At 68.3% G+C, this 19,356-nt stretch carries 18 protein-coding genes; 16 read left to right on the plus strand and 2 right to left on the minus strand.

Features of this window, described 5'->3' with window-relative positions; genetic code table 11:
• Positions 1 to 262 precede the first annotated feature (262 nt).
• Positions 263 to 655: a cupin domain-containing protein gene (locus D7V77_RS13160; protein ID WP_120576628.1), complete on the plus strand. Its 393-nt coding sequence runs from the start codon at positions 263 to 265 to the stop codon at positions 653 to 655.
• Positions 656 to 666: 11 nt separating this feature from the next.
• Here the strand turns inward: D7V77_RS13160 and D7V77_RS13165 are convergent, their stop codons facing one another.
• Positions 667 to 2,454 carry an FAD-dependent oxidoreductase gene (locus D7V77_RS13165; RefSeq protein ID WP_120576629.1) on the minus strand — a complete coding sequence of 596 codons (1,788 nt, stop codon included), beginning with the start codon at positions 2,452 to 2,454 and terminating at the stop codon, positions 667 to 669.
• 454 nt (positions 2,455 to 2,908) lie between these two features.
• Here D7V77_RS13165 and D7V77_RS13170 point away from each other — a divergent pair, with 454 nt between their 5' ends.
• From D7V77_RS13170 to D7V77_RS13220, 11 genes are all read left to right on the plus strand, one after another.
• A complete protein-coding gene (locus D7V77_RS13170) occupies positions 2,909 to 4,621 on the plus strand; it encodes a chemotaxis protein CheA (protein WP_169821769.1) in 1,713 nt (570 codons plus the stop codon).
• 28 nt (positions 4,622 to 4,649) lie between these two features.
• Entirely contained in the window at positions 4,650 to 6,341 is a 1,692-nt protein-coding gene (locus D7V77_RS13175; RefSeq protein ID WP_120576631.1) for a methyl-accepting chemotaxis protein, read from the plus strand.
• 15 nt (positions 6,342 to 6,356) lie between these two features.
• Positions 6,357 to 6,917: a chemotaxis protein CheW gene (locus tag D7V77_RS13180; RefSeq protein WP_120576632.1), complete on the plus strand. Its 561-nt coding sequence runs from the start codon at positions 6,357 to 6,359 to the stop codon at positions 6,915 to 6,917.
• A 4-nt stretch (positions 6,918 to 6,921) separates the two neighbouring features.
• Entirely contained in the window at positions 6,922 to 7,815 is an 894-nt protein-coding gene (locus D7V77_RS13185) for a protein-glutamate O-methyltransferase CheR (RefSeq protein ID WP_120576633.1), read from the plus strand.
• A gap of 85 nt (positions 7,816 to 7,900) precedes the next feature.
• Entirely contained in the window at positions 7,901 to 8,689 is a 789-nt protein-coding gene (locus tag D7V77_RS13190; protein WP_120576661.1) for an SDR family oxidoreductase, read from the plus strand.
• A gap of 14 nt (positions 8,690 to 8,703) precedes the next feature.
• The gene (locus D7V77_RS13195; protein WP_120576634.1) at positions 8,704 to 9,669 is read left to right on the plus strand and encodes a LysR family transcriptional regulator; all 966 of its coding nucleotides are present in this window, start codon (positions 8,704 to 8,706) and stop codon (positions 9,667 to 9,669) included.
• Between the two features lie 309 nt (positions 9,670 to 9,978).
• A complete protein-coding gene (locus tag D7V77_RS13200; protein WP_306466065.1) occupies positions 9,979 to 10,617 on the plus strand; it encodes a DUF6310 domain-containing protein in 639 nt (212 codons plus the stop codon).
• A complete protein-coding gene (locus tag D7V77_RS13205) occupies positions 10,614 to 11,369 on the plus strand; it encodes a DUF5953 family protein (protein WP_120576636.1) in 756 nt (251 codons plus the stop codon). Before D7V77_RS13200 ends, D7V77_RS13205 begins: the two co-directional genes overlap by 4 nt.
• Positions 11,370 to 11,470: 101 nt before the next feature.
• Positions 11,471 to 12,337, plus strand: coding sequence for a DUF2381 family protein (locus tag D7V77_RS13210; protein WP_120576637.1), 867 nt, complete (start codon positions 11,471 to 11,473; stop codon positions 12,335 to 12,337).
• Positions 12,334 to 14,142, plus strand: a complete 1,809-nt coding sequence (locus tag D7V77_RS13215) for a serine/threonine-protein kinase (RefSeq protein ID WP_120576638.1) — start codon at positions 12,334 to 12,336, stop codon at positions 14,140 to 14,142. The genes D7V77_RS13210 and D7V77_RS13215 overlap by 4 nt, the downstream gene beginning before the upstream one ends.
• 160 nt (positions 14,143 to 14,302) lie before the next feature.
• Positions 14,303 to 15,457, plus strand: coding sequence for a protein kinase (locus D7V77_RS13220; protein ID WP_120576639.1), 1,155 nt, complete (start codon positions 14,303 to 14,305; stop codon positions 15,455 to 15,457).
• 216 nt (positions 15,458 to 15,673) lie between these two features.
• On the opposite strand, the gene D7V77_RS13225 is transcribed toward D7V77_RS13220, so the two are convergent.
• The gene (locus D7V77_RS13225) at positions 15,674 to 16,576 is read right to left on the minus strand and encodes a CPBP family intramembrane glutamic endopeptidase (protein ID WP_120576640.1); all 903 of its coding nucleotides are present in this window, start codon (positions 16,574 to 16,576) and stop codon (positions 15,674 to 15,676) included.
• 98 nt (positions 16,577 to 16,674) lie between these two features.
• Here D7V77_RS13225 and D7V77_RS13230 point away from each other — a divergent pair, with 98 nt between their 5' ends.
• Genes D7V77_RS13230 through D7V77_RS13245 form a run of 4 tightly spaced genes read left to right on the plus strand, consistent with a single transcriptional unit; the run spans position 16,675 to position 19,338 of the window.
• Positions 16,675 to 17,055 (plus strand): type II toxin-antitoxin system PemK/MazF family toxin, encoded by a 381-nt coding sequence (locus D7V77_RS13230; RefSeq protein WP_120576641.1) that lies wholly within the window; start codon positions 16,675 to 16,677, stop codon positions 17,053 to 17,055.
• Positions 17,056 to 17,087: 32 nt separating this feature from the next.
• Positions 17,088 to 17,666: a TetR/AcrR family transcriptional regulator gene (locus tag D7V77_RS13235; RefSeq protein ID WP_120576642.1), complete on the plus strand. Its 579-nt coding sequence runs from the start codon at positions 17,088 to 17,090 to the stop codon at positions 17,664 to 17,666.
• 2 nt (positions 17,667 to 17,668) lie between these two features.
• Positions 17,669 to 18,523, plus strand: a complete 855-nt coding sequence (locus tag D7V77_RS13240) for an N-acyl homoserine lactonase family protein (protein WP_120576643.1) — start codon at positions 17,669 to 17,671, stop codon at positions 18,521 to 18,523.
• 2 nt (positions 18,524 to 18,525) lie between these two features.
• Positions 18,526 to 19,338, plus strand: a complete 813-nt coding sequence (locus D7V77_RS13245; protein WP_120576644.1) for a HEAT repeat domain-containing protein — start codon at positions 18,526 to 18,528, stop codon at positions 19,336 to 19,338.
• The last annotated feature ends 18 nt before the right edge of the window (positions 19,339 to 19,356 follow it).

Raw genomic sequence — 19,356 nt, forward strand, 5'->3', positions numbered from 1 at the left:
GCGTGGGGGGGGGCGCGGGAGGCGGCTCGTGATGCGAGCGGCATCCCTGCGCGATGACCAGACATGCCCACAGGGCAAGGCGCGACGTTGGGCGCATGGCTTGATTCCCTCGGGACCGGATTGCGGCACGAAGGTACGGAGGTGGGGACGGGCGCTACACCCCGTGCTCCGGTCCACCGTCCGCGTCCGCGCCCGAACCCTTTCCACCGGCGCGCGGAGCCCCCAGCTTTCCTGGGACCCATTCACCGGGAGGGATTGCACCATGGGACGCGCCATCATCAAGAAGGCCAACGAGGCGGACGAGCGCCGGCCCTTCGTCTCGCACGGAGAGGCCATCGTCCTGAACATGGGAGCGCTCAGCATTGGCCGTGGCTACTTCGAACCCGGCTGGCGCTGGTCGGAGCACGTGAAACCCATCGCGGGCACGGAGTCCTGCGAAGTCGTCCACACCCTCAGCATCCTGTCCGGGCGGATGCACGTCGTGATGAATGACGGTCAGGAACTGGACCTGGAGCCGGGCGACGTCGCCTTCATCCCGTCAGGCCATGACGCCTGGGTCGTGGGCGATGAACCCTGCCGCGTCGTCGACTTCACCGGCGCGGAGGACTACGCCAAGGCCAGCAAGGAGGAGCAGGAGCAGCCCGCGCTCCAGTAGTCCGTCGATGCTCAGTCGATGCCCAGCCGCTCCAGCAGCGCGTCCACCACGCTGGAGACGCGGAACTGATCCAACCCGTCATCCACGTCGGTGAGGCCCGTGAGCGCCGCGAACCGGCGCAGCACGTCCGAGGCCTGGACCGCGGTGCGCAGGCCCAGCAGCTCGAACAGGTGCGGGCGTCCGCGTTGATACAGCGCCGCGTCCAGGCGCTTCCATGGCTCCACCCACGCCGGCTCCTCCAGGGGCCAGATGAGCGCGCGGCTGGATTGGGACTGCGTCCGGTCAAGGATGGCATTGACCGCGCGGCGGCCCGCTTCGCACGCTCCTTCCATGGAGGCCAGGTCCGTGTGCGTGCGGACGTAGTCCCCCGCGAGACAGAGATTGGGAATGACGCTCGCGGCCTCCGGACGCACGTTCCAGGAGCCGGGTGGGTGCACGAGCAGGCCGGACGAGTTGCGCGGAGGCAGCCCGCCGCCGTAGTCCAGGTCCGCGTCCAGGTGGAAGGAGTGCAGGAGCTCGTCGGTCAGCACCTGCTCGTCCGGGTCCAGCCCGTTGAGCGCCGCCTTGAGCTGTCCCCAGACCTCCGTCTTTATCTCCTCCGGCGTGCAGTCCTTCGCGCGCTTCGGAACGAAGGTGCCGGGCGTGTTCCAATCCGAGACATCGATGGACAGCAGCCCGCCCACCTGCCCATCCCCGAACACGCGCCGGAACAGCCCCAGCTCGCGCCAGAACTGCGGCTGCGAGATGGACGTCAGCGCCCACGGGGAGTCCGGATAGAAGGTGTGGCCGCGGACCAGCGGCACGTCCTCGTAGAGGAAGAACTGGATGCCCACCATCCAGGACACCAGCTGCTCCACGTCCGCCGCGCGCAGCCGCGCCAGCGCCGGGTCCAACGCGGCCAGCTCCGGGGTCATCAGCGCGTGCGCCGCCTCCAGCGGCACCGCGAGCACGTAGTGGTCGGCCATGCGGGACTCGCCGTTGGCGAAGCGGACCCCGGCGATGCGCCCGCCCGCGACGTCGAGCCCGGTGCATGGGACGCCCGCGTGGAATTGCACGCCCAGTCCGCGCAGGTGGGCAAGCCAGGGCTCGAGCCACATCTGGCTCGTGGGGCCGCCCATCGTCCGGTCGTTGTTCACCCCGCTCTGGGCGAAGTCGAGGATGAGCTGCATGGAGATGGCGCCAATCGTCCGCGCGGACCCGCGCCGCGGATCCATGGCCACCATCGTGCGCGGCACGGCCCGCAGCTGCCGCTGGAACTTCGGCGAGTACAGGTCCCCCTGCGCGAAGTCCCACCAGGACATCCGCTCGTACTGGCCGAACCGGCGGGCCTCACTGGATGAGAGGAATTGGAGGATCTTGAGGCTGTAGAGGCTGCTGTCGGCCTTGTCGAAGTCCAATTTCTGGAAGAACAGCTCCAGCGCCTCCAGGACGTCATAAGGCTTGTCCAGCTTGCGGCGGGAGAAGCGGTACCACGTGTCCTCGTCGATGAGCGCGATGGCGCTCTCCGTGGTGGCCTTGAGGTGCTGCTCCACGGAGGGCGTGGCCGCGCCGGGGACGGCGGGCGTGCGCTGCATCATGTCGATGACGTGGCGGTAGAAGCGTGGGTAGAAGCGGAAGCCGTGCTCGCCCGGCAGGTCGCGCCGCCCGTTCGTCCCCGTGCCCGCCACCGGCTGCGAGCGGGCCTTGCCGCCCCAGGTCGTCCGCGTGTCGAAGACTTGGACCTCGAAGCCGCGCTCCACCAGCTCGTGCGCGACCGTCAGTCCCGCGACGCCTCCTCCCACCACGATGACGCTGGGCATGAAGCACCTCCGGCTGCTCGGCGTGCGCTCAAGCCAGCGTCGCGTATGCCCCGGGGAGTCCGCATCACCCCGGAGTGCGAGTGAGATGTCTTGGACGAACGTACGAGACGCAGTGTGTTGGATGTGGATGGGATTGAAACAAGTAACTCACGACAGGTGAGATACGCTCTCGTCGTGGAGCCTCGCTCAGCCAACCTGTGACGTCCTGCTCTGTCCCGGGCCTTGTTTTCCCGTGGATTCCAACGCTGCGTGAAATCACTGGTGAGGTTGTTTATTTGTGTTCATTTCGCTACTGTTCAGTTCTTGATTCATTCCTCGCCTGGGGGACGGCCCACCTTCATGGCAATGCCTTGCATCCTGAGGAAGGGGGGCGCGCGTCCGTGTTCTTGAGAATCCCTCCACCCATCCCTCTACGTGTGCCGGTCTCCCTTCGCCCCTGGGGCGGAAGGTGACGATGGGCCCGGGGGACATCCCGTCAGAGACCGCCGCGGAATGGCAGAAGGTGCTGGCCGTCTTCGCGGACGAGGCGGAGGGGCTGGTCTCCTCCATGGAAGAGAACCTCATCGCGCTGGAGGTCTCTCCGGCGGAGGGGCTGCTCCCGGGCATCCTGCGCGGTGCGCACACGCTCAAGGGCGCGGCGGCGTCGCTCGGCTTCCAGGCCGTCACGGACTACACGCACGGCGTCGAGGACCTCCTCCAGGCCCTGCTCGACGGGCGCCTCACGCTGGATGAGACGCGGGTGTCGTTGCTGCTGGGCGCGGTGGATCACCTCCGCGAGCTGTGCCAGGCGTCGCTCGCGGGCGTGGACTCGCTGGGCGCGGTGCACCAGACCCACCTCACCCTGCTGCGCGAGGGCATCGTCGCGGGAGCTCCCACGGAGGCGCTGCCGATTCCCGCCGCGCTGCCGCGCCTGCCGGAGGCGCGTGGCACGACGCGGACCCGCGTGCGCATGGACATGGAGCGCCTGGACCGCATCGTCACGCTCACCGCGGAGCTGTCCGTGGCGCGCGGGCGGATGGCGCAGTTCCTGTCGCGCGCGGAGGAGTCCGGGGCCAGCTGGGAGGACGCGCTCAACCAGCAGCGGGAGATGGATCCGCTCTTCGAGGCGCTCCAGGAAGAGGTGATGAAGGTGCGGATGGTCCCGGTGGGGCCTCTGTTCCGTCAGCACCTGCGCACCGTGCGCGACCTGGCCCGCTCCCAGCAGAAGCTGGCCCAGCTGGAGCTGGAGGGCGAGGACGCCACGCTGGACACCGCGGTGCTGGACGCGCTGCGCGACCCGCTGCTCCACCTGCTGCGCAACTCGCTGGACCACGGCATCGAGACGCCGGACGAGCGGCGCGCCGCGGGCAAGGACCCCCGGGGCCGCCTGCGGCTCAAGGCCTACCATGACGCTGGCAGCGTCGTGGTGGAGCTGTCCGACGACGGCCGCGGCATCCAGCGCGAACGGGTGCGCGAGCGCGCGAAGCAGAAGGGGCTGGTGGCGGCGCCCGAGCGGCTGCGCGACGACGAACTGCTGCGCCTCATCTTCGAGCCCGGCTTCTCCACGGCCACCGAGGTGACGGAGCTGTCCGGCCGCGGCGTGGGCATGGACGTGGTGCGCCGGGACATCGAAGCGCTGCGCGGCTCCGTGTCCATCCAGAGCCAGGAGGGGCAGGGCACCACCTTGACGCTGCGGCTGCCGCTCACGCTCGCCGTCATCCAGGGCTTCGCCATGGGCGTGGGAGACCAGGTGTACGTGGTCCCCATCGAGGGCGTGCAGGAGTGCATGGAGGTCCCCGCCAACGAGCGCACCTTGGAGTCGTCCGGTGTGCTGTCCCTGCGAGGCCAGCCGCTGCCGTTCCTGCGGCTGCGCCAGGTGTTCTCCCTGGGCGGGAGCACGCCAGCCCGGGAGAACGTGGTCGTCCTCAGGCATCCGGACGGCGTCATCGGCCTGGCGGTGGATGAGCTCCAGGGCGAGGGCCAGCGGGTCATCCGCCCCCTGGGGCGCCTCTTCCAGGGCATCCCCGGCATCTCCGGCTCCACCATCCTGGGCGACGGCCGGGTGGGGCTGCTGCTGGACACGCCCGCGCTGGTGCGCCGGGCCATCCTCCACGCCTCCGAGGCCGCGCTCAGTCCTCCCTCCCCCCTGGCAACCCCTTCTCCCGCGAACGCCACCCGGGCGCCGTAGCGGTCAGTCTTCTGTTTCTGGAGTCATCATGTTCAACAACCTGAGCATCACGGCGAAGCTGACGCTCGCCTTCAGCGCGATGGTCGCCATCATCATCGCGCTCGTGGTGGTGGTGTACACGACCATCCTCAAGGTCTCCGTCACCGCCGAGGGCGACACCGAAAGCCACAAGGTGCTCATCGCCGTGCGCACCCTGGAGGGTGACATGGCCGACCTGGAGACGGGGCAGCGCGGCTTCCTCATCACTGGCGACGACAAGTTCCTGGAGCCCTACAACATGGCCCGGATGAGCGTGTCGCAGAGCCTGGACAGCATCCGCCAGCTCACCCAGAGCGACCACCGCCAGCAGGAGCGCCAGCAGGAGATCCGCGACCTGTTGCAGCAGTGGATTTCCCAGCACCTGGAGCCCCTCATCGCGCAGCGCCGCGAGGTCAACGCGGGCCGCGGGGAGCTGGCCCAGCTGGTCGCGGTGGAGCAGTCCGCGCGCGGCAAGCAGACCGCGGACCGCATCCGCATGCTGCTCACCAAGCTGGGGGACGACGAGACCGCCCTGCTGGCCGAGCGCACCACCCGCACCGCGGGCATGGTGGTGGACCTCTACGACATGATCATCATGGGCGGCGTCCTGGGCGTGGTGCTCGCGGCCCTGCTGTCCTTCTTCCTCACCCGCAGCATCGTGCAGCCGCTGACGGAGGCCGTGCAGGTGACGTCGCAGGTGACGGCGGGCGACCTCACGGCGAACATCACCACGCGGGGCACGGACGAGACGGGCCGGATGATGGGCAGCATGCGCGACATGATCCACCGGCTGTCGGGCGTCATCAGCGAGGTGCGCGGCGCCGCGGGCTCGCTGTCGTCCGCGTCCCTCCAGGTGGCGTCCGCCGCGCAGGGGCTGTCGCAGGGCACCAGCTCCCAGGCGGCCTCCGTGGAGGAGACCACCGCCAGCCTGGAGCAGCTCAACGTCAGCATCCGCCAGAACTCGGAGAACAGCCGGGAGATGGAGCAGACGGCCCTCAAGGGCGCCCGTGACGCGGAGGAGAGCGGCCGCGCGGTGAAGGAGACCGTGGAGGCGATGAACGCCATCGCGGAGCGCATCGACATCGTGGAGGAGATTGCCTACCAGACGAACCTGCTCGCGCTGAACGCCGCCGTGGAGGCCGCGCGCGCCGGGGAGCACGGCCGGGGCTTCTCCGTCGTCGCCACGGAGGTACGCAAGCTGGCGGAGCGCAGCCAGAAGGCCGCGAAGGAGATTGGCAGCCTGGCCACCTCCAGCGTGAAGGTCGCCGAGCGCAGCGGCCAGCTGCTGTCGGAGCTGGTGCCCGCCATCCGCCGCACGTCGGAGCTGGTGCAGCAGGTGGCCAACGCCTCGCGCGAGCAGTCCATCGGCGTGTCGCAGATGAACCGCGCCATGACGCAGGTGGATCAAGTCACGCAGCGCAACGCGTCCGCCGCGGAGGAGCTGTCCTCCACCGCGGAGGAGATGGCCACCCAGGCGGAGTCGCTGCTGCAGATGATGAACTTCTTCCGGCTGGTGGAGGGCATGAGCTTCAACGCCTCCTCCACGCAGCATCGCCCCATGGCGCCCCGGCTGCCGGCCTCGCCCGTCCGGGGCCTCCAGGCGGCGGCGCAGGGGCCGCTGGCCACGTCCACGAACGGGGCGCTGTCCCGGCTCCAGAACGGCGCGGAAGCGCCGGCCCCCCATGACTTCCAGCGGTTCTAGGAAGGGGCTCGTACCATGAGTCAGTCCACCGAACCGGGCAGCGGCAGGTCCAGCTACCTGAGCTTCATGCTCGCGGGCGAAGAGTACGCCGTGGGCCTCCTGCGGGTGCGGGAGATCATCGAACACCGCCCCGTCACGCGCGTGCCGGGGATGCCCGCGGCCGTGCAGGGCGTCATCAACCTGCGCGGCAGCGTGGTGCCCGTCGTGGACCTGGCGGTGAAGTTCGGGCTGCCGCCCCGGCCCATCACCCGCTGGTCCTGCTTCGTCATCGTGGAGGTGGTGCTCGACGGCCAGCAGACGGTGCTGGGGCTGCTCACGGACACGGTGCGCGAGGTGCTGGAGCTGGGCCCCGCGGACATCGAACCGCCCCCCGCCTTCGGCACGCGCGTGCGGCTGGAGTTCCTCCGGGGCATGGGCCGCCACAACGACACGTTCATCCTGCTGCTGGACCTGGACCGGGTCCTGTCGCTGGAGGAGTTGCTCCGGCTGACGGCCGCCACCGACGAGGCAGCGGCTCCGGCGGCTCCGGCCCTGGCGGCTCCGGCCTCGGCACCGGAAGCATCGGGCAACGGGTGAGGGGATGAGCGAGGACGCGCTCTGGCCGTCCGCGCTGCCTCCGGCGCTGTCGCGCTCGGAGCTGGCGCTGTTCCAGCATCTGGTGGAGACGGAGGCGGGCATCCACCTGTCCGCGGCCAAGAACGCGCTGGTGGCGAACCGGCTGTCGCGGCGGCTGCGGGAGCTGGGGCTGCCGTCCTTCGCCGCCTACCACGCGTACGTCACCGCGCGGGGGAACGAGGCGGAGAAGGTGCGGATGCTCGACAGCCTCTGCACCCACGAGACGTCCTTCTTCCGCGAGCCCCGGCACTTCGACCTGCTGCGTGAGCACGTCTTCCCGGAGTGGGCGGCCCAGGCGGCGCAGGGCCGGCGGCCCCGGAGCATCCGCGTCTGGAGCGCCGGCTGCTCCACGGGCGAGGAGCCGTACTCGCTGGCGATGGAGCTGCTGGAGGCGTTCCCCAAGGGCTCCGGGTGGAGCCTGGAGCTCGTCGCGACGGACCTGTCCACCTGGGCGGTGAAGCGCGCGGAGGAGGGCCTCTGGAGCATGGAGCGGGCCCGGACCATTCCGCAGGTGCTGCTGCGCAAGTACATGCTGAAGGGCGTGCGCACCCAGGAGGGCTTCATGTCGGCGGGCCCGGAGCTGCGCCACTTCATGCGCTTCGCCCGCGCGAACCTGCACGCGCCCGCCACCTGGCCGGTGGGACCGTTCGACATCATCTTCTGCCGCAACGTGCTCATCTACTTCGGCACGGAGGCCCGGACGCGCGTCATCCAGGGGCTGCTGTCGCGGCTGCCGGAGACGGGCTACTTCTTCCTGGGGCACGCGGAGAGCCTGATTGGCATCACCGCGGCGGCGCGCTCCGTGAGCGCCAACGTGTACACGCCGCGCCCGGGACCGCCGTTTCCGTCGCGCGAGTAGGGGAAGGCGCCGCTTTCCATTTGTGGAAAGCAGGTGCCCGCCGCTGCCCGTTGTTGCTGGGGTGGCCGGCGCGCATCCTGGTCCCATGAAACGATTTGATTTCGCGGGCAAGACGGTGCTGGTGACCGGTGCATCCATGGGCATTGGCGCGGAGTTCGCGCGGCGCTTGTCACGGCGGGGGGCCACGGTGGTGCTGGTGGCCCGGAGCGAGGCGAAGCTGGAGGCGCTCGCGGCGGCGCTGGGCAACGCGCATGTCCTCCCCGCGGACCTGACCGCCCCGGGCGCGCCCCAGCGGCTCTTCGAGGCGGTGCGCGCGAAGGGGCTGGAGGTGGACGTCCTGGTGAGCAACGCGGGGTTCGGGCTCCACGGTGGCTTCGACGTGCTGCCCTTGAAGGACCAGCTGGAGCAGATTGCTCTCAACGTCCATGCGCTGGTGGAGTTGACGCACGTCTTCCTGCCCATGCTGGAGCGGCGCCAGGGAGGCGTCATCCACGTGGCCTCGATGGCGGCGTACCAGCCGACGCCGTACATGGCTGTCTATGGGGCGACGAAGGCCTTCGTCCTGTCCTTCAGCGAGGCGCTCTGGGCGGAGTACCGCGAGCGTGGCGTGCGGGTGCTCGCCCTGTCTCCTGGGGCCACGGACACGCCGTTCTTCGAGCGTTCGGGGGAGGGCGCTTCGCCCGGTAGGAAGGCGCGCCCGGAGGACGTGGTGGAGGTCGGCCTGGATGCGTTCATCGCCGGGCGCTCGTCGGTGGTGCATGGCTTTGGCAACCGGCTCGCGGCCTTCGCCAACCGGTTCTTCTCGCGGGAGCTCAGCGCGAAGGTCATCGCGCGGATGACCCGGCCGAAGACGCCCGCGCTGCCGGCGACCTAGAGTGCTTTCCGCTCATGGAAAACAAACTGCCTGACTGGGATGACCTCCACGTCCTGCTCGAAGTGCATCGCGGCGGCAGCTTCCTCGCGGCGGGGCTCAAGCTGGGCCTGTCGACGTCCACGGTCGCGCGCCGCATCGGAGCGCTGGAGAAGGACCTGGGGCGCGCGCTGGTCCACCGCACCTCGCAGGGGGCGTGGCTGGAGAAGGAAGCGCTGGAGCTCATCGCGCTGGCTGAGCGCTTCGAGCAATCCCTGCGCGCGCACCGGCGCGATGGCGGCGGAGGCTCACCCTATGCGGGCAGGATTCGCATCTCCCTTCCGGACGGCTTCCTGACGGGGGCGGCGGAGGCGGCGACTCGCTTCCGGCGGCTGCATCCGGAGACGCTGATTGAAGTGATTTCGGAGCTGCGGTTCGTGGACCTGTCCTCGCGCGAGGCTGACATTGGCGTGCGAGGGGGCCGGTCCTCCTCGCCGGTGCTCGTCGACAAGCCGTTGGGTGAGGTCGTGAGCGGCCTCTACGCGAGCGAGGACTACCTCTCGCGATCCCTCCCCAAGCGCTTCCTGGGCGCTGACGACTACCGCGGGCAGGACTTCGTCGTGGAGGACGAGACGCCTCGCGGGCAGGGCCCCTCGCAGTGGTTGAGCCAGCGGGGCGCTTCCCGTTTCCCCTTCCGCTCCAATTCGATGGAGGCGCGGCTGCACGCGGCGAAGGGCGGCATGGGGCTGGTCATGCTTGGGATTGGCTCGGAGAAGCAGCACCCGGAGTTGAAGCGGGTGCGGCTGGAGACGCCGCTGCCGTCACTGCGCTTCTACCTCACGATGCACAAGGACCTGCGCAAGGTCCCCCGCATCCGTGAGTTCGCGAAGACTTTCGAGTCCGTGTTCGCGGAGTACCTGGTTGCGCAGGCTGATGCGGAAGCCTCGCGCCCGAAGCGCTTGCGTCCCCGGACGCGCAAGCATGCTGTTGGAAAAGGCAGCTGAAACCCTCCATTCTTCTGCGAGGATATGGCCATGCGTTTCCGCGCTAGCATCGCACTCCTCCTCTTTCTTTCGGCGTGCGCCACGTCGACACCGACTCCCGGCACACTCGGACCGCGGAGCCAGAGACTCACCAACCTTGAGCGGGCGGCGAAGCTGCCCTGGGCTGACGATGGGCGGTGCGTGGTCCGCGAAGCGTCACAGCCTTGGCCCGTCCTGATGGAGAGGTGCTATCAGGCCCTCGACCATGACCGGATCGAGTTCCACGACACCACAGGAAGATGCGCGGTCGCCTCCGCTGGCGCTGGTGCCATGGGCGTCGGGCTCTGCGTGCTGGTGGCTCCCGAGATCGTTGTGGGAGTTGTAATCGTCCTGGGTGTGGTGGTGGTCGGCGTCGCCATCAAGGAGGCGCTGGACGCGTATGAGCTGCGGCACGCCTACCCCGAGGAAGCAGGGACCTCACGAGGAACGAAGGTGGCATCCCGGGAAGCTGAAGCGCAACGCAAGCCCAAGCTGAAGCCGGAGCCATCGGGGCAGGACTGGCAGCCACCAGTGCCGCCTGTGCCAGTGGACCGGACAGGACGCGCCAGTTGTGAGCCTGTTCCAGTACCCCACGCGGGCGAGGACGACCCGCATAATGAATGTGCCGACAAGTTCCCACCCAACCGTTATCCCGGAATGGACGTGCTCGTTGGTGGCGTGCGCTTCGATGCGTTGCAAGTCGGCGTGCGCGTGCTGTGGGAGATCAAGACCCATCAATTTGACACGTACAATGCTTATATCCAGGGTCAGGAGATTGAAAAGGAAATTAAACAATTGCGCAAGGAGCGTGCTGCGGCGCGGGCTTGCGGATATGATTTTGTTGTTGGCGTGAGCACCGATGCGCACAGACTCGCGCTGCTCAAGCAGGATCCCACCTTCAAAATCGTCGTAACGAGGTGCAAACGATGACCGCTCAAGGTCCCCTCATTATCAACGTCTATGCGCCTGCACTTGTGGGTAACGACAACCGCACACTCGCTGCCGTCCATGGCTTGGAACGAGCGTTGCCCGGCTTGCGCCTGGAGTGGAGAGTTACCGAGAGGCGACGGCTTGCCGCGTTGCCACAGCGCGATGCGTGGTTGGCTGAGGAGGCCATGCGCGGTGAGTTTCCGATGGTATGTAACAACGATGAGCGTTACCCCGTAATGATCTCCGGGCTGCAACGCTCCGTATATGAGAGTCCAGGCGGACGGCCCCAGCTCCAAATCCATGCGAAGTTGCCTCTAGATGCGGCGGTTATTGCGGCAGCGGCGGATGTGCTTGAATCAGTGGCAAAGGGCGCACGCGCGTTCTGGGGGCAGGCGACGCCGGACGGCGCTTCGGGGGACATCGCGGAGCAAATAGCTCCCACGCTGGAAGGGCCACCGTCCCCTCCCCGGGGCCTGCCGGCCCTCAAGCTCTTCGAGCATCTCCGCTCACCCGAGATTCCCTATTACCTCGGGTGGCTGAACTACTGGTCGGCTGCTGCCGCGGAGGCCATCGGGTTCCCGGACCCAACCCGTGACGCCGAACTGCTCACACGGGCGCGGCGCACGGCGTCTGGTGGGTGGGTCGTACAGCTCACGGATACGCCGCTCGACCTGGACGACCCCGCCCACCTGGACGCGCTCAAGCGCGCCTACGAACGCTTTCCGGAGATCGGCGGACGCGCAGCGACTTGACCTCGCTCAAGGGGCCTGGGACGTGGCTCCGGTTGTAGGAAAGAGACCCGCTGTGCGGGCATCCGCGATGGTAGCCTTCCCATCTGGGAGGTCATGCACCATTGCTCCAACCGTTCAGATTGGCCCTGGCGCTCACGCTTGTCACGGGAGCTGTTGCGTGGGCTGAGCAGGCACCGGGTGCGCGCGTCAGGCGGGAACGACCCGTCACCGTCGCCAGCACGCCCACCGGACCGCTGCCCGTCGTCCACGTCGCGGGGGACACGCCGACCGTGTTCCTGTTCTCCTCACCGATCCAGCGCAAGACCCTGACCTTCGATGAGTCCCGGATCCGCGTCCTGGATGCGGGCGAGCGGTCGATCATCGTTCAGCCCGTGGCCAATCTCGGCGACGGTGAGCGACAGGAGATCGGGGTCTTCTTCGCGGACGGCCACCAGCCGACGCGGGCCGCCTTCGTGCTCGTGACCGATCCGGCCGATGTGGACTCACGGATCGACGTGCAACGCCCGGAGCCGCCGAACACGGCCTGCCAGCCCACGGCCCAAGCCCCGGCGCCGAAGCCGGAAGACTTCGTGCTGCTCGGCTACGTGGACGCGAAGGGCGTCACGACGTCCAGCCGCAAAGGCAAGTTCGATGCTGTGCAGGGGCTAAACTGGGACTCGATCGTAGCCTTTCGAGGCACGGGTTGGATTCTGGCGGCCGTGACGATTGTGAACGGCCCTGACCGCCCGGCCTGGACACCCCGAGAGGCGACATTCGTGGGGCGAGCCGGCATACCCCTGCGCGCGCGGCTCGTAGCGGAGAAGCCGGGGGCAATCCTTCCGGGAGAGGCAGAGCGTGTGCTTGCCGTCGTGGACGTGGCAGAGACGCAAGCGGACCTCGTCTTCACCCTGGAGGTGCGCGGAGATGGGGGGCATCTCACGATTCCAGGCGTGCGCTTCCCGAAACCCGCAGCGGAGGACGCCCAATGAGCGCGACACTGCTCCATGTTCCACCCGGCTCACTCATCGATGGGTGGCAGGTGGCCAAGGCACTTGGCGACGGAGGCTTCGCGGTCGTCTTCCTTGGCGAAAAGAACGGCAGGCACCGTGCCATCAAGATGGCCCAGCACCGGGAGTCCAGCGGCGACTTCAAGCAGACCCACGCCCGGACGCTGCGGGAGTTGACGGCACTGCTCATGCTGGACCATCCGAACATCGTCCGGCCGCAGGGACATGGCCTCGCGGAGAGCGGGAACCTCTACCTCGCGCTCGACTACGTGGACGGTTGGACGCTCGCGGAGTGGGCAGAGCGCAAGCACCCGACCGTTCGTGAAATCCTCGGAGTCTTCGAGAAGATCTCCGGTGCGCTGTCTTACATGCACGGCCGGGGCATCCTGCATCGGGACCTGAAGCTGTCCAACGTGCTCATCCGCAAGAGCGACGGCGAGCCCGTCATCATCGACTTCAGCTGCGCGACCTACACCCTCGCCGAAGACCTGACGGACGGAGGCTTGCCTCCAGGCACGGACCGCTATCGCGCCCCCGAGCAGTTCAAGTTCCTGCGCGAGCACAAGGACGAGCACCGGGTTCGCTACGCCTTCCAGGTCGCCGACGAAATCTTCGCGGTCGGAGTCATGCTTCATGAACTGCTGACCGACCCGCGACCGACGGAGTTTCGTCCGCGTTTCGACTTGAACAGCCTTGCTCTCCCACCGCCGCCACCCCGCCTGGTGAATGCGCGGGTTCCAGCGGAGTTGAGCGATCTCGTGGAGAGCGTCCTGGCCCGAGACCCCAAGAAGCGTCCGGTTGATACCGAGGCGCTGCGTCGCGAGCTGGCGGATCTCCGCGCCGCGCGCTCCGCTGAGTATGACGTGCCGGCCCATCCACCCGCTGAACAGCGTCACGGAGGGCCGGTGCCCACGGCATTGGCGATGCCCTCCACGCCGCAATCCCTCAAACGGCATGTGGCCATGCTGGAGCGACCGCGCCGAACGGGAAGGTGGCTCGCAGGCATCGCTTGTATCGTCGCGCTCGTCATGGCCTCGGTCCTCTGGCGCTCTTCAAGGAGCGTCCCCGGCGGGCCTGCCGGATCGCGCGTCACCGCAGCCCCACGCCCTCCTCCCGCCACCACCCATTCCGCGCCGCCTACGACAACACCTCCTGCTATGACACCTGCTGGCCTTTCGTCCGTGACAGTCCCGGGGCCCGCAGTCGCCGCTGCCCCGAAGGAAGGATCCGCCTTGAAGACCCCAGCACCCGAAGCCTCATCCCCAGGACGTGCGCCCCGCATGCCGAAGAAGTCTGTTGCCGCCGTGGAGTGCGCATCGTTGTCGCTCGTCGCGGCGCTGGCGGCGGGTTGTCCGGGAGCTCAGATCAGGCCCGAGGCGTTCACCTGTCCGGATGGGGCGTATGAAACCATGCGGGAGCAGCTTCACTGGAGGGGCGCAGACCAGTTCAGCCTCCAACTCGACGAGCGCCAGGCACCGTGGGGACTCGTGTGGTTCACCGCTGGCGCGGAGGTGGTGGGGATTGTCCCGAAAGGCATCAACATCGACCGGCAGAAGGCGGTCGCCCCTGTGGGGACACGCTTCTACGGCAAGGCGTACTACCTCTCTGACAAGATGGGGCGTGCGGATGGAGAGACACTCGTCATCCGGTATGACCGGGTGAAGCTGCCGGGACAGGAGGAGTACCCCATCTGCTTCGTGGTTGAGACCACGGCCGAAGAGTTCAAGGACGGCAAGGTGAAGGCGTCAAATCGGGGTGGCGGGTTCGTTGTGGACCGCTGGCCCTGAGTAGCCCCGGGACGACGTGGTAGGTAGGTGCTTGATTTCGCGCCCCTCCTCCTCGAGCCCGACACGCACGCCCAGGGTCGTTCCGTTTCTTCCCATCCCACGGGTACCGTCGCCCGCGACGCGCGGAGCAGGGATTCCTGCGCGAAGAGGAGGAAGACACATGTCGGAAAGGGAGTTCAGGCTTCCACGCGGGGCGATTCTCTTCACGAGGGACGGCGTCCAGTATGAGTTCCGCGAAGACCTGGGAGTGGTCCACCACGAGTTGAGTCTCCTGCTGGCCCGGCGCCGCACTCCAGAGGGCATCATCCGAGGCAAGGTGCTTCTCAAGGCGGTGGGCGTTCCGAAGTTGATGGAGATGCCCCGCGTCAAGCGGGCGCGGGCGAAGCTGGAGGAGCAGGTGCGTCTCGCGACGTACCTCGACCATCCGGGCATCCTCCGTGTCCAAGGGCTGCACAAGGCGGAGGGGTGCTGGTACGTCATCACCGAGCATCCGTCGGGACACACCATCAACACCCTGTTGACGCTCTCCGGGGAGTGCGGTCGCCGGTTCTCTCCTCTCTTCACCCTCCATGTCGGGGCGCGCGTCGCCGAGGCCCTGGAGCATGCCCACGAGGCGAAGGACGCGCAGGGGCGCTCCCTCCGCATCGTCCACCGGGCGCTCGACGTTGAGCACATCTTCGTCGATTGGAACGGCGACGTGCAGGTCTCCGACTTCGGACTCGCCCGTTCGGACCTGCCCGGCCGCGTTTCGTCCACGGTGCGCCAGCCTCAGGGGGATGCGTTCTACTCCTCCCCGGAGATGCTCCTGACCGGGCGTGTGGATGCGCGTTCGGACCTCTTCGCGCTCGGCAATGTCCTGCTCGAATTGGCGACAGGGAAGAACATCCTCGATGCCCCGGACGTCTTGACCGAAGAGGTGAAGGACTCGCTTTCGGTCAGGCAGCGCATGCGGGCCCGCCGTGCCGTCAGGAGGGCTCGGCTCGCTGGGAGCCCTGCCGGCGTGGAGGACGCGATCTGGCGCGCGGCGACCTACACGCAAGCGGACCTGGAGGCGTTGACAGAGCCGCTTCCGCAGGGGCTGGGCCTGGCACTGCGCAAGCTCCTCCAGCCCCGCCCGGGAGCCCGCTACCAGACAGCGCGGGAACTGGCGGCGGACCTGCGCCGGTGGCTCGGAGAGGGAGATGCCTACGGCCGGAAGGAAGCGGTGGCTGAACTGCACGAGATGGTGAAGCGATCCCACGAGGCGATGGTCGAACTGGGCATGCGGCGCCCCCGTGGCCTCCAGGCTTCCCAGGACGAAGTCAGCACGAACTAGCTGCTGCCCCTGCGGTTGGCGGACACTCCGCGGATGGACGAGACATCGGTGTACAAGCAGGCGCGTGCCATCGCGGATGAAGTGCTGCACGACCTTCCGCACGTGGGCGTCAATGTGGACAGGTGGGGCTGCCAGACCTGGTGGAGCGGGTGAAGGGGCGCTTCCCCCGACTCCAGACCGTCACTGTCACAGGCGAGCGTGGCTTCGAGGAGACCGTCACATTGGAGGCGTGAGCACCGGAGCCTCGTTGGGGCGGGGCAGTGCCTCCGGCTCCGGCGCGGCGGAGCCCTTCCAGCGCGTCAGGGCAATGATTGCCACGCTCAGGACGACGACGCAGAAGATGGACGCTTCCAGACCATAGGCGCCGCCCGTGAGCCACTCCGGGCGGCCCTCGAAGACGGGCGTCCACCAACCGCGGGCTTCCTTGCCGCTCACTCCGAAGCCCATCGTGCCCAGGAACCAGTTCCAACCCATGTGCACGCCGACCGGCAGCGCCAGGTGCCGCGTGCGCAGGTAGCACAGGCCCAGCATCCAGCCCGCGAGGAAGGTGGTGACCATCGCCACGACGCGCGTGGGGACCTCCATCTCCGTGTTGAAGGGGTGCGCCAGACAGAAGATGAGCGAGATGACCACCTGCGCCCAGCGCGTGCCCAGCCCCCGGATGGCGCGCTGGAAGAGGTAGCCGTGGAACAGCGCCTCCTCGAAGAGACCGACGCCCAGCATCAGCCAGGCCGCCTTCACGATTGCGGTCACCGGCGTGTTCGCGGCGCGCTCCAGGTGGTAGCCACCGGCCACCCAACCGAGCAGGGCCACGAACCCCACCAGGACCATTCCGGCCAGAGCCCCCACGCCGAAGTCACGGCCCGCGCGCCGGTCCAGCGACATGCCGAGCGACGACAGGGTCAGGGGCTGCTTTTCGAGATACAGGAAGTCCAGGCTCACGAGCAGCACGCCCAGGAAGCCGAAGAAGGAGTGCGGCACGAACGGCTTCACGACGGCGGGCAGCAGCGTCCAGACCCACATCAGAATGCCCGCGAGGATGGCGGCCGTCACGACGAAGCCCAGGCCCTTCCACCCGTTGCGCAAGTGCCCTTCGCCATCCCGGAACACGGCCTTCATGATGAACCTCGCAGCGTGGTTGCACGCCCTGCCTACAACCAACGCGCGGCCCTGGGAAGGATTGCCCTGGTTCGACACGGCGTGGCACAACCCGGCGCATGAGCACGGGCCCGAAGACGATCCGCCGGGGCGACCTGTACTGGTGCGAGCCGGATGAGGCACGGGGCTCCGTGCCGCCCATCGCCCACCCGTACCTCGTCATCCAAGATGACGTCTTCAACCGCTCCCGCATCCACACCGTCATCGTCTGCGCGCTCACCTCCAACCTGAAGAAGGCGAGCGAGCCCGGCAACGTGCTGCTCGAAGCGGGGGAGGGCCACCTGGCGAAGCAGAGCGTCGTGGTCGTGTCGCAGGTGTCGTCAGTGGAGAAGTCGCGGCTCGGCGAGCGCATTGGCGCGCTCTCCGACGCGCGGGTCGAACAGGTCCTCGCGGGCCTGCGCTTCCAGCAGGCGTCCTTCTTCCGCGACCCTGGTATTTGACCTGTAGGTACAAAACGCCATAGAAGGCCTCCATGGCACGTCCCCGGAAGTTCCAGCCGGAAGCCGTCGTGGAGAAGGCGATGGAGGTCTTCTGGGAGAAGGGCTACGCGGCGGCGACGCCGCAGGAGCTGGGCGAGCGGATGGGGTTGGGGCGGGGCAGCCTCTACAACACGTTCGAGAGCAAGCACGGCCTCTTCGAGCACGCGCTGCGACACTACCTGGACCATGAGGCGGTGAAGCTGCTCGCGCTCCTCCAGCGGCCCGGGCCGGTGAAGCAGCGGCTGCGGGCGTTGATGCTCGCCATCATCGAGATGGACCTGGCGGACCCGGAGCGCCGGGGCTGCATGGCCATCAACACCGCCATCGAGCTGGCCGGTCGGGATGCATCCGTGACGAAGCTGGCGGCGCGCATGTTCGACCAGACGGAGGCCGCGTTCCTGGCCGTCCTCCAGGAAGGGCAGCGCACGGGAGAGCTGGCTGCCAACCAGGATGCGGAAGCGCTGGCGGCCCTCCTGCTCAACACGCTCACCGGCTTGCGAGTCCTCGGAAAGACGGCCGAGGACGCCACGCGGTTGGAGCGGATTGTCGACACCGTCCTGAAGGCCTTGTGAACATGCCTCGAAATCCCTCCACCCCACTCGCCGTGCTCCTGTTGGGGCTGCTCACGGGCGCGTGCGTGCGTGCGACGGCGCCAGACGCGTCGCCGGTTCCCGCGATCCGTCTCTACGCGTTGGACTGCGGCCACATCGACGTGAAGGACATGGGGTTCTTCGCGGACGGAAGTCCTCCGGGAGGCAAGCCCGGTGAGCTGATCGTCCCGTGCTTCGTCATCCAGCATCCGCGGGGCACGCTCGTCTGGGACACGGGATTGAGCGACGGGCTTCTGGTTGGAGTGGAAGACCCGGTGGGCAATCGCTTGCGGCTGGAGACCTCCCTGGCCGCGCAGCTCCAGAAGCTGGGGCTCACGCCCGCGGACGTGAGCTACGTGGGATTCTCCCACCTGCATGCGGACCACGCGGGCAATGCCAATGCATTCCCCTCGTCGACGTGGCTCCTCCAACGGCGCGAGCTGGAGTGGGCGACCCGGACGCCGGCCCCTCCGGGCGTGGACCCCAGCCGCTTCTCCGCCTGGCGCGAGGCCCGGGTCCAGCTGCTGGACGGCGAACTGGATGTGTTTGGCGACGGCACCGTGAGAATCATTCCCACCCCGGGCCATACGCCCGGACACCAATCGCTGGTGCTGCGGCTGCGGCAGGCGGGGACGTATGTGTTGTCTGGAGACCTCTGTCACACGCGTGAGAACTGGGAGCATCACGGTGTGCCGGCCTTCAATGACAATCGCGAGGACACCCTGGCGTCCCTCGCCCGGGTCGAGGCCCTGGTGAAGGACTCGCACGGAGCCTTCGTCGTGGAGCACGCCCCCGAGGACTTCAAAGCCCTGCCCGCGTTCCCGGCTGCCCTGGAGTGAGCGTGTCACACGAACCAGACAACGATGACCGGGCGGTGGAGACGCTGGTGGCCAGGGCGCTGCGGGGCGTGCCGGAGAGCTCCGAGGCCTGGGAGGCCATCTACGCCCTGCACCGCAGGGGAGGGGACGCCGTCTTTGACGCCGCCAGCGCGCTGCTGCGCTCGCGCCTCCCCCGGGAGCGCGCCCGGGGCGCCGACATCCTGGCGCAGCTTGAGCAGCCTTCCGACGTGCGGTCGAGCGCCGCGGACCGGATGCTGCCGCTGCTCCTCGAGGAACAGGACGCGCAGGTCCTGCCATCGCTCATCGCGGGCCTGGGACACCTGGGCGACGCGCGGGTTCCGCCAGCGATTGCACCCTTTCGGGATCATCCCTCCGCCCAGGTCCGGGGCGCGGTGCTGCTGAGCCTCCTGAAGTCGTCCGGTGAGGAGCCGCTGTCCGTGCTCCTGCCGTTCCTGGATGATCCGGACGAGGGCGTCCGGGGGCTGGCGATGGCCCACCTCCGGACCTTGCCCCCGGAGGTCGATACGCCAGTGCTCCGGGATTCACTCGTGCGCCGCATGGACGACGGGAGTCCGGTCCTCCGGGCCGACGCCGTGCTCCTGCTCGCGCAGCGCAAGGATCCGCGAACGCTGGAGTCGCTGCGCAAGGCCCTCCGCCGCTCGCGTGTCCGACAGGAGTTCGTGGAAGCCGCCGGAGCGTTGGGAGACCCGGCGTTGCTCCCAGCGCTGCGCGCGTTGGAGGGACAGCGCCAGGACGACCGGCCGTTCAAGCGGGCCCTGGCGCAGGCCATCAAGTTGCTGGAGGCGGTAGGCTGAGGCTCCTCACCGCCCTAT

The organism is Corallococcus sp. CA041A, from assembly GCF_003612075.1.
GTDB lineage: Bacteria > Myxococcota > Myxococcia > Myxococcales > Myxococcaceae > Corallococcus > Corallococcus exiguus.

What these genes read in the sequence shown, in the direction of transcription:
- D7V77_RS13215 (WP_120576638.1), top strand. Translation starts at nt 12,334, where the DNA reads ATGAGCGCGACACTGCTCCATGTTCCACCCGGCTCACTCATCGATGGG.
- D7V77_RS13195 (WP_120576634.1), top strand. Translation starts at nt 8,704, where the DNA reads ATGGAAAACAAACTGCCTGACTGGGATGACCTCCACGTCCTGCTCGAA.
- D7V77_RS13180 (WP_120576632.1), top strand. Translation starts at nt 6,357, where the DNA reads ATGAGTCAGTCCACCGAACCGGGCAGCGGCAGGTCCAGCTACCTGAGC.
- D7V77_RS13170 (WP_169821769.1), top strand. Translation starts at nt 2,909, where the DNA reads ATGGGCCCGGGGGACATCCCGTCAGAGACCGCCGCGGAATGGCAGAAG.
- D7V77_RS13235 (WP_120576642.1), top strand. Translation starts at nt 17,088, where the DNA reads ATGGCACGTCCCCGGAAGTTCCAGCCGGAAGCCGTCGTGGAGAAGGCG.
- D7V77_RS13220 (WP_120576639.1), top strand. Translation starts at nt 14,303, where the DNA reads ATGTCGGAAAGGGAGTTCAGGCTTCCACGCGGGGCGATTCTCTTCACG.
- D7V77_RS13190 (WP_120576661.1), top strand. Translation starts at nt 7,901, where the DNA reads ATGAAACGATTTGATTTCGCGGGCAAGACGGTGCTGGTGACCGGTGCA.
- D7V77_RS13175 (WP_120576631.1), top strand. Translation starts at nt 4,650, where the DNA reads ATGTTCAACAACCTGAGCATCACGGCGAAGCTGACGCTCGCCTTCAGC.
- D7V77_RS13200 (WP_306466065.1), top strand. Translation starts at nt 9,979, where the DNA reads ATGGGCGTCGGGCTCTGCGTGCTGGTGGCTCCCGAGATCGTTGTGGGA.
- D7V77_RS13185 (WP_120576633.1), top strand. Translation starts at nt 6,922, where the DNA reads ATGAGCGAGGACGCGCTCTGGCCGTCCGCGCTGCCTCCGGCGCTGTCG.
- D7V77_RS13160 (WP_120576628.1), top strand. Translation starts at nt 263, where the DNA reads ATGGGACGCGCCATCATCAAGAAGGCCAACGAGGCGGACGAGCGCCGG.
- D7V77_RS13240 (WP_120576643.1), top strand. Translation starts at nt 17,669, where the DNA reads ATGCCTCGAAATCCCTCCACCCCACTCGCCGTGCTCCTGTTGGGGCTG.
- D7V77_RS13165 (WP_120576629.1), bottom strand. Translation starts at nt 2,454, where the DNA reads ATGCCCAGCGTCATCGTGGTGGGAGGAGGCGTCGCGGGACTGACGGTC.
- D7V77_RS13225 (WP_120576640.1), bottom strand. Translation starts at nt 16,576, where the DNA reads ATGAAGGCCGTGTTCCGGGATGGCGAAGGGCACTTGCGCAACGGGTGG.
- D7V77_RS13230 (WP_120576641.1), top strand. Translation starts at nt 16,675, where the DNA reads ATGAGCACGGGCCCGAAGACGATCCGCCGGGGCGACCTGTACTGGTGC.
- D7V77_RS13205 (WP_120576636.1), top strand. Translation starts at nt 10,614, where the DNA reads ATGACCGCTCAAGGTCCCCTCATTATCAACGTCTATGCGCCTGCACTT.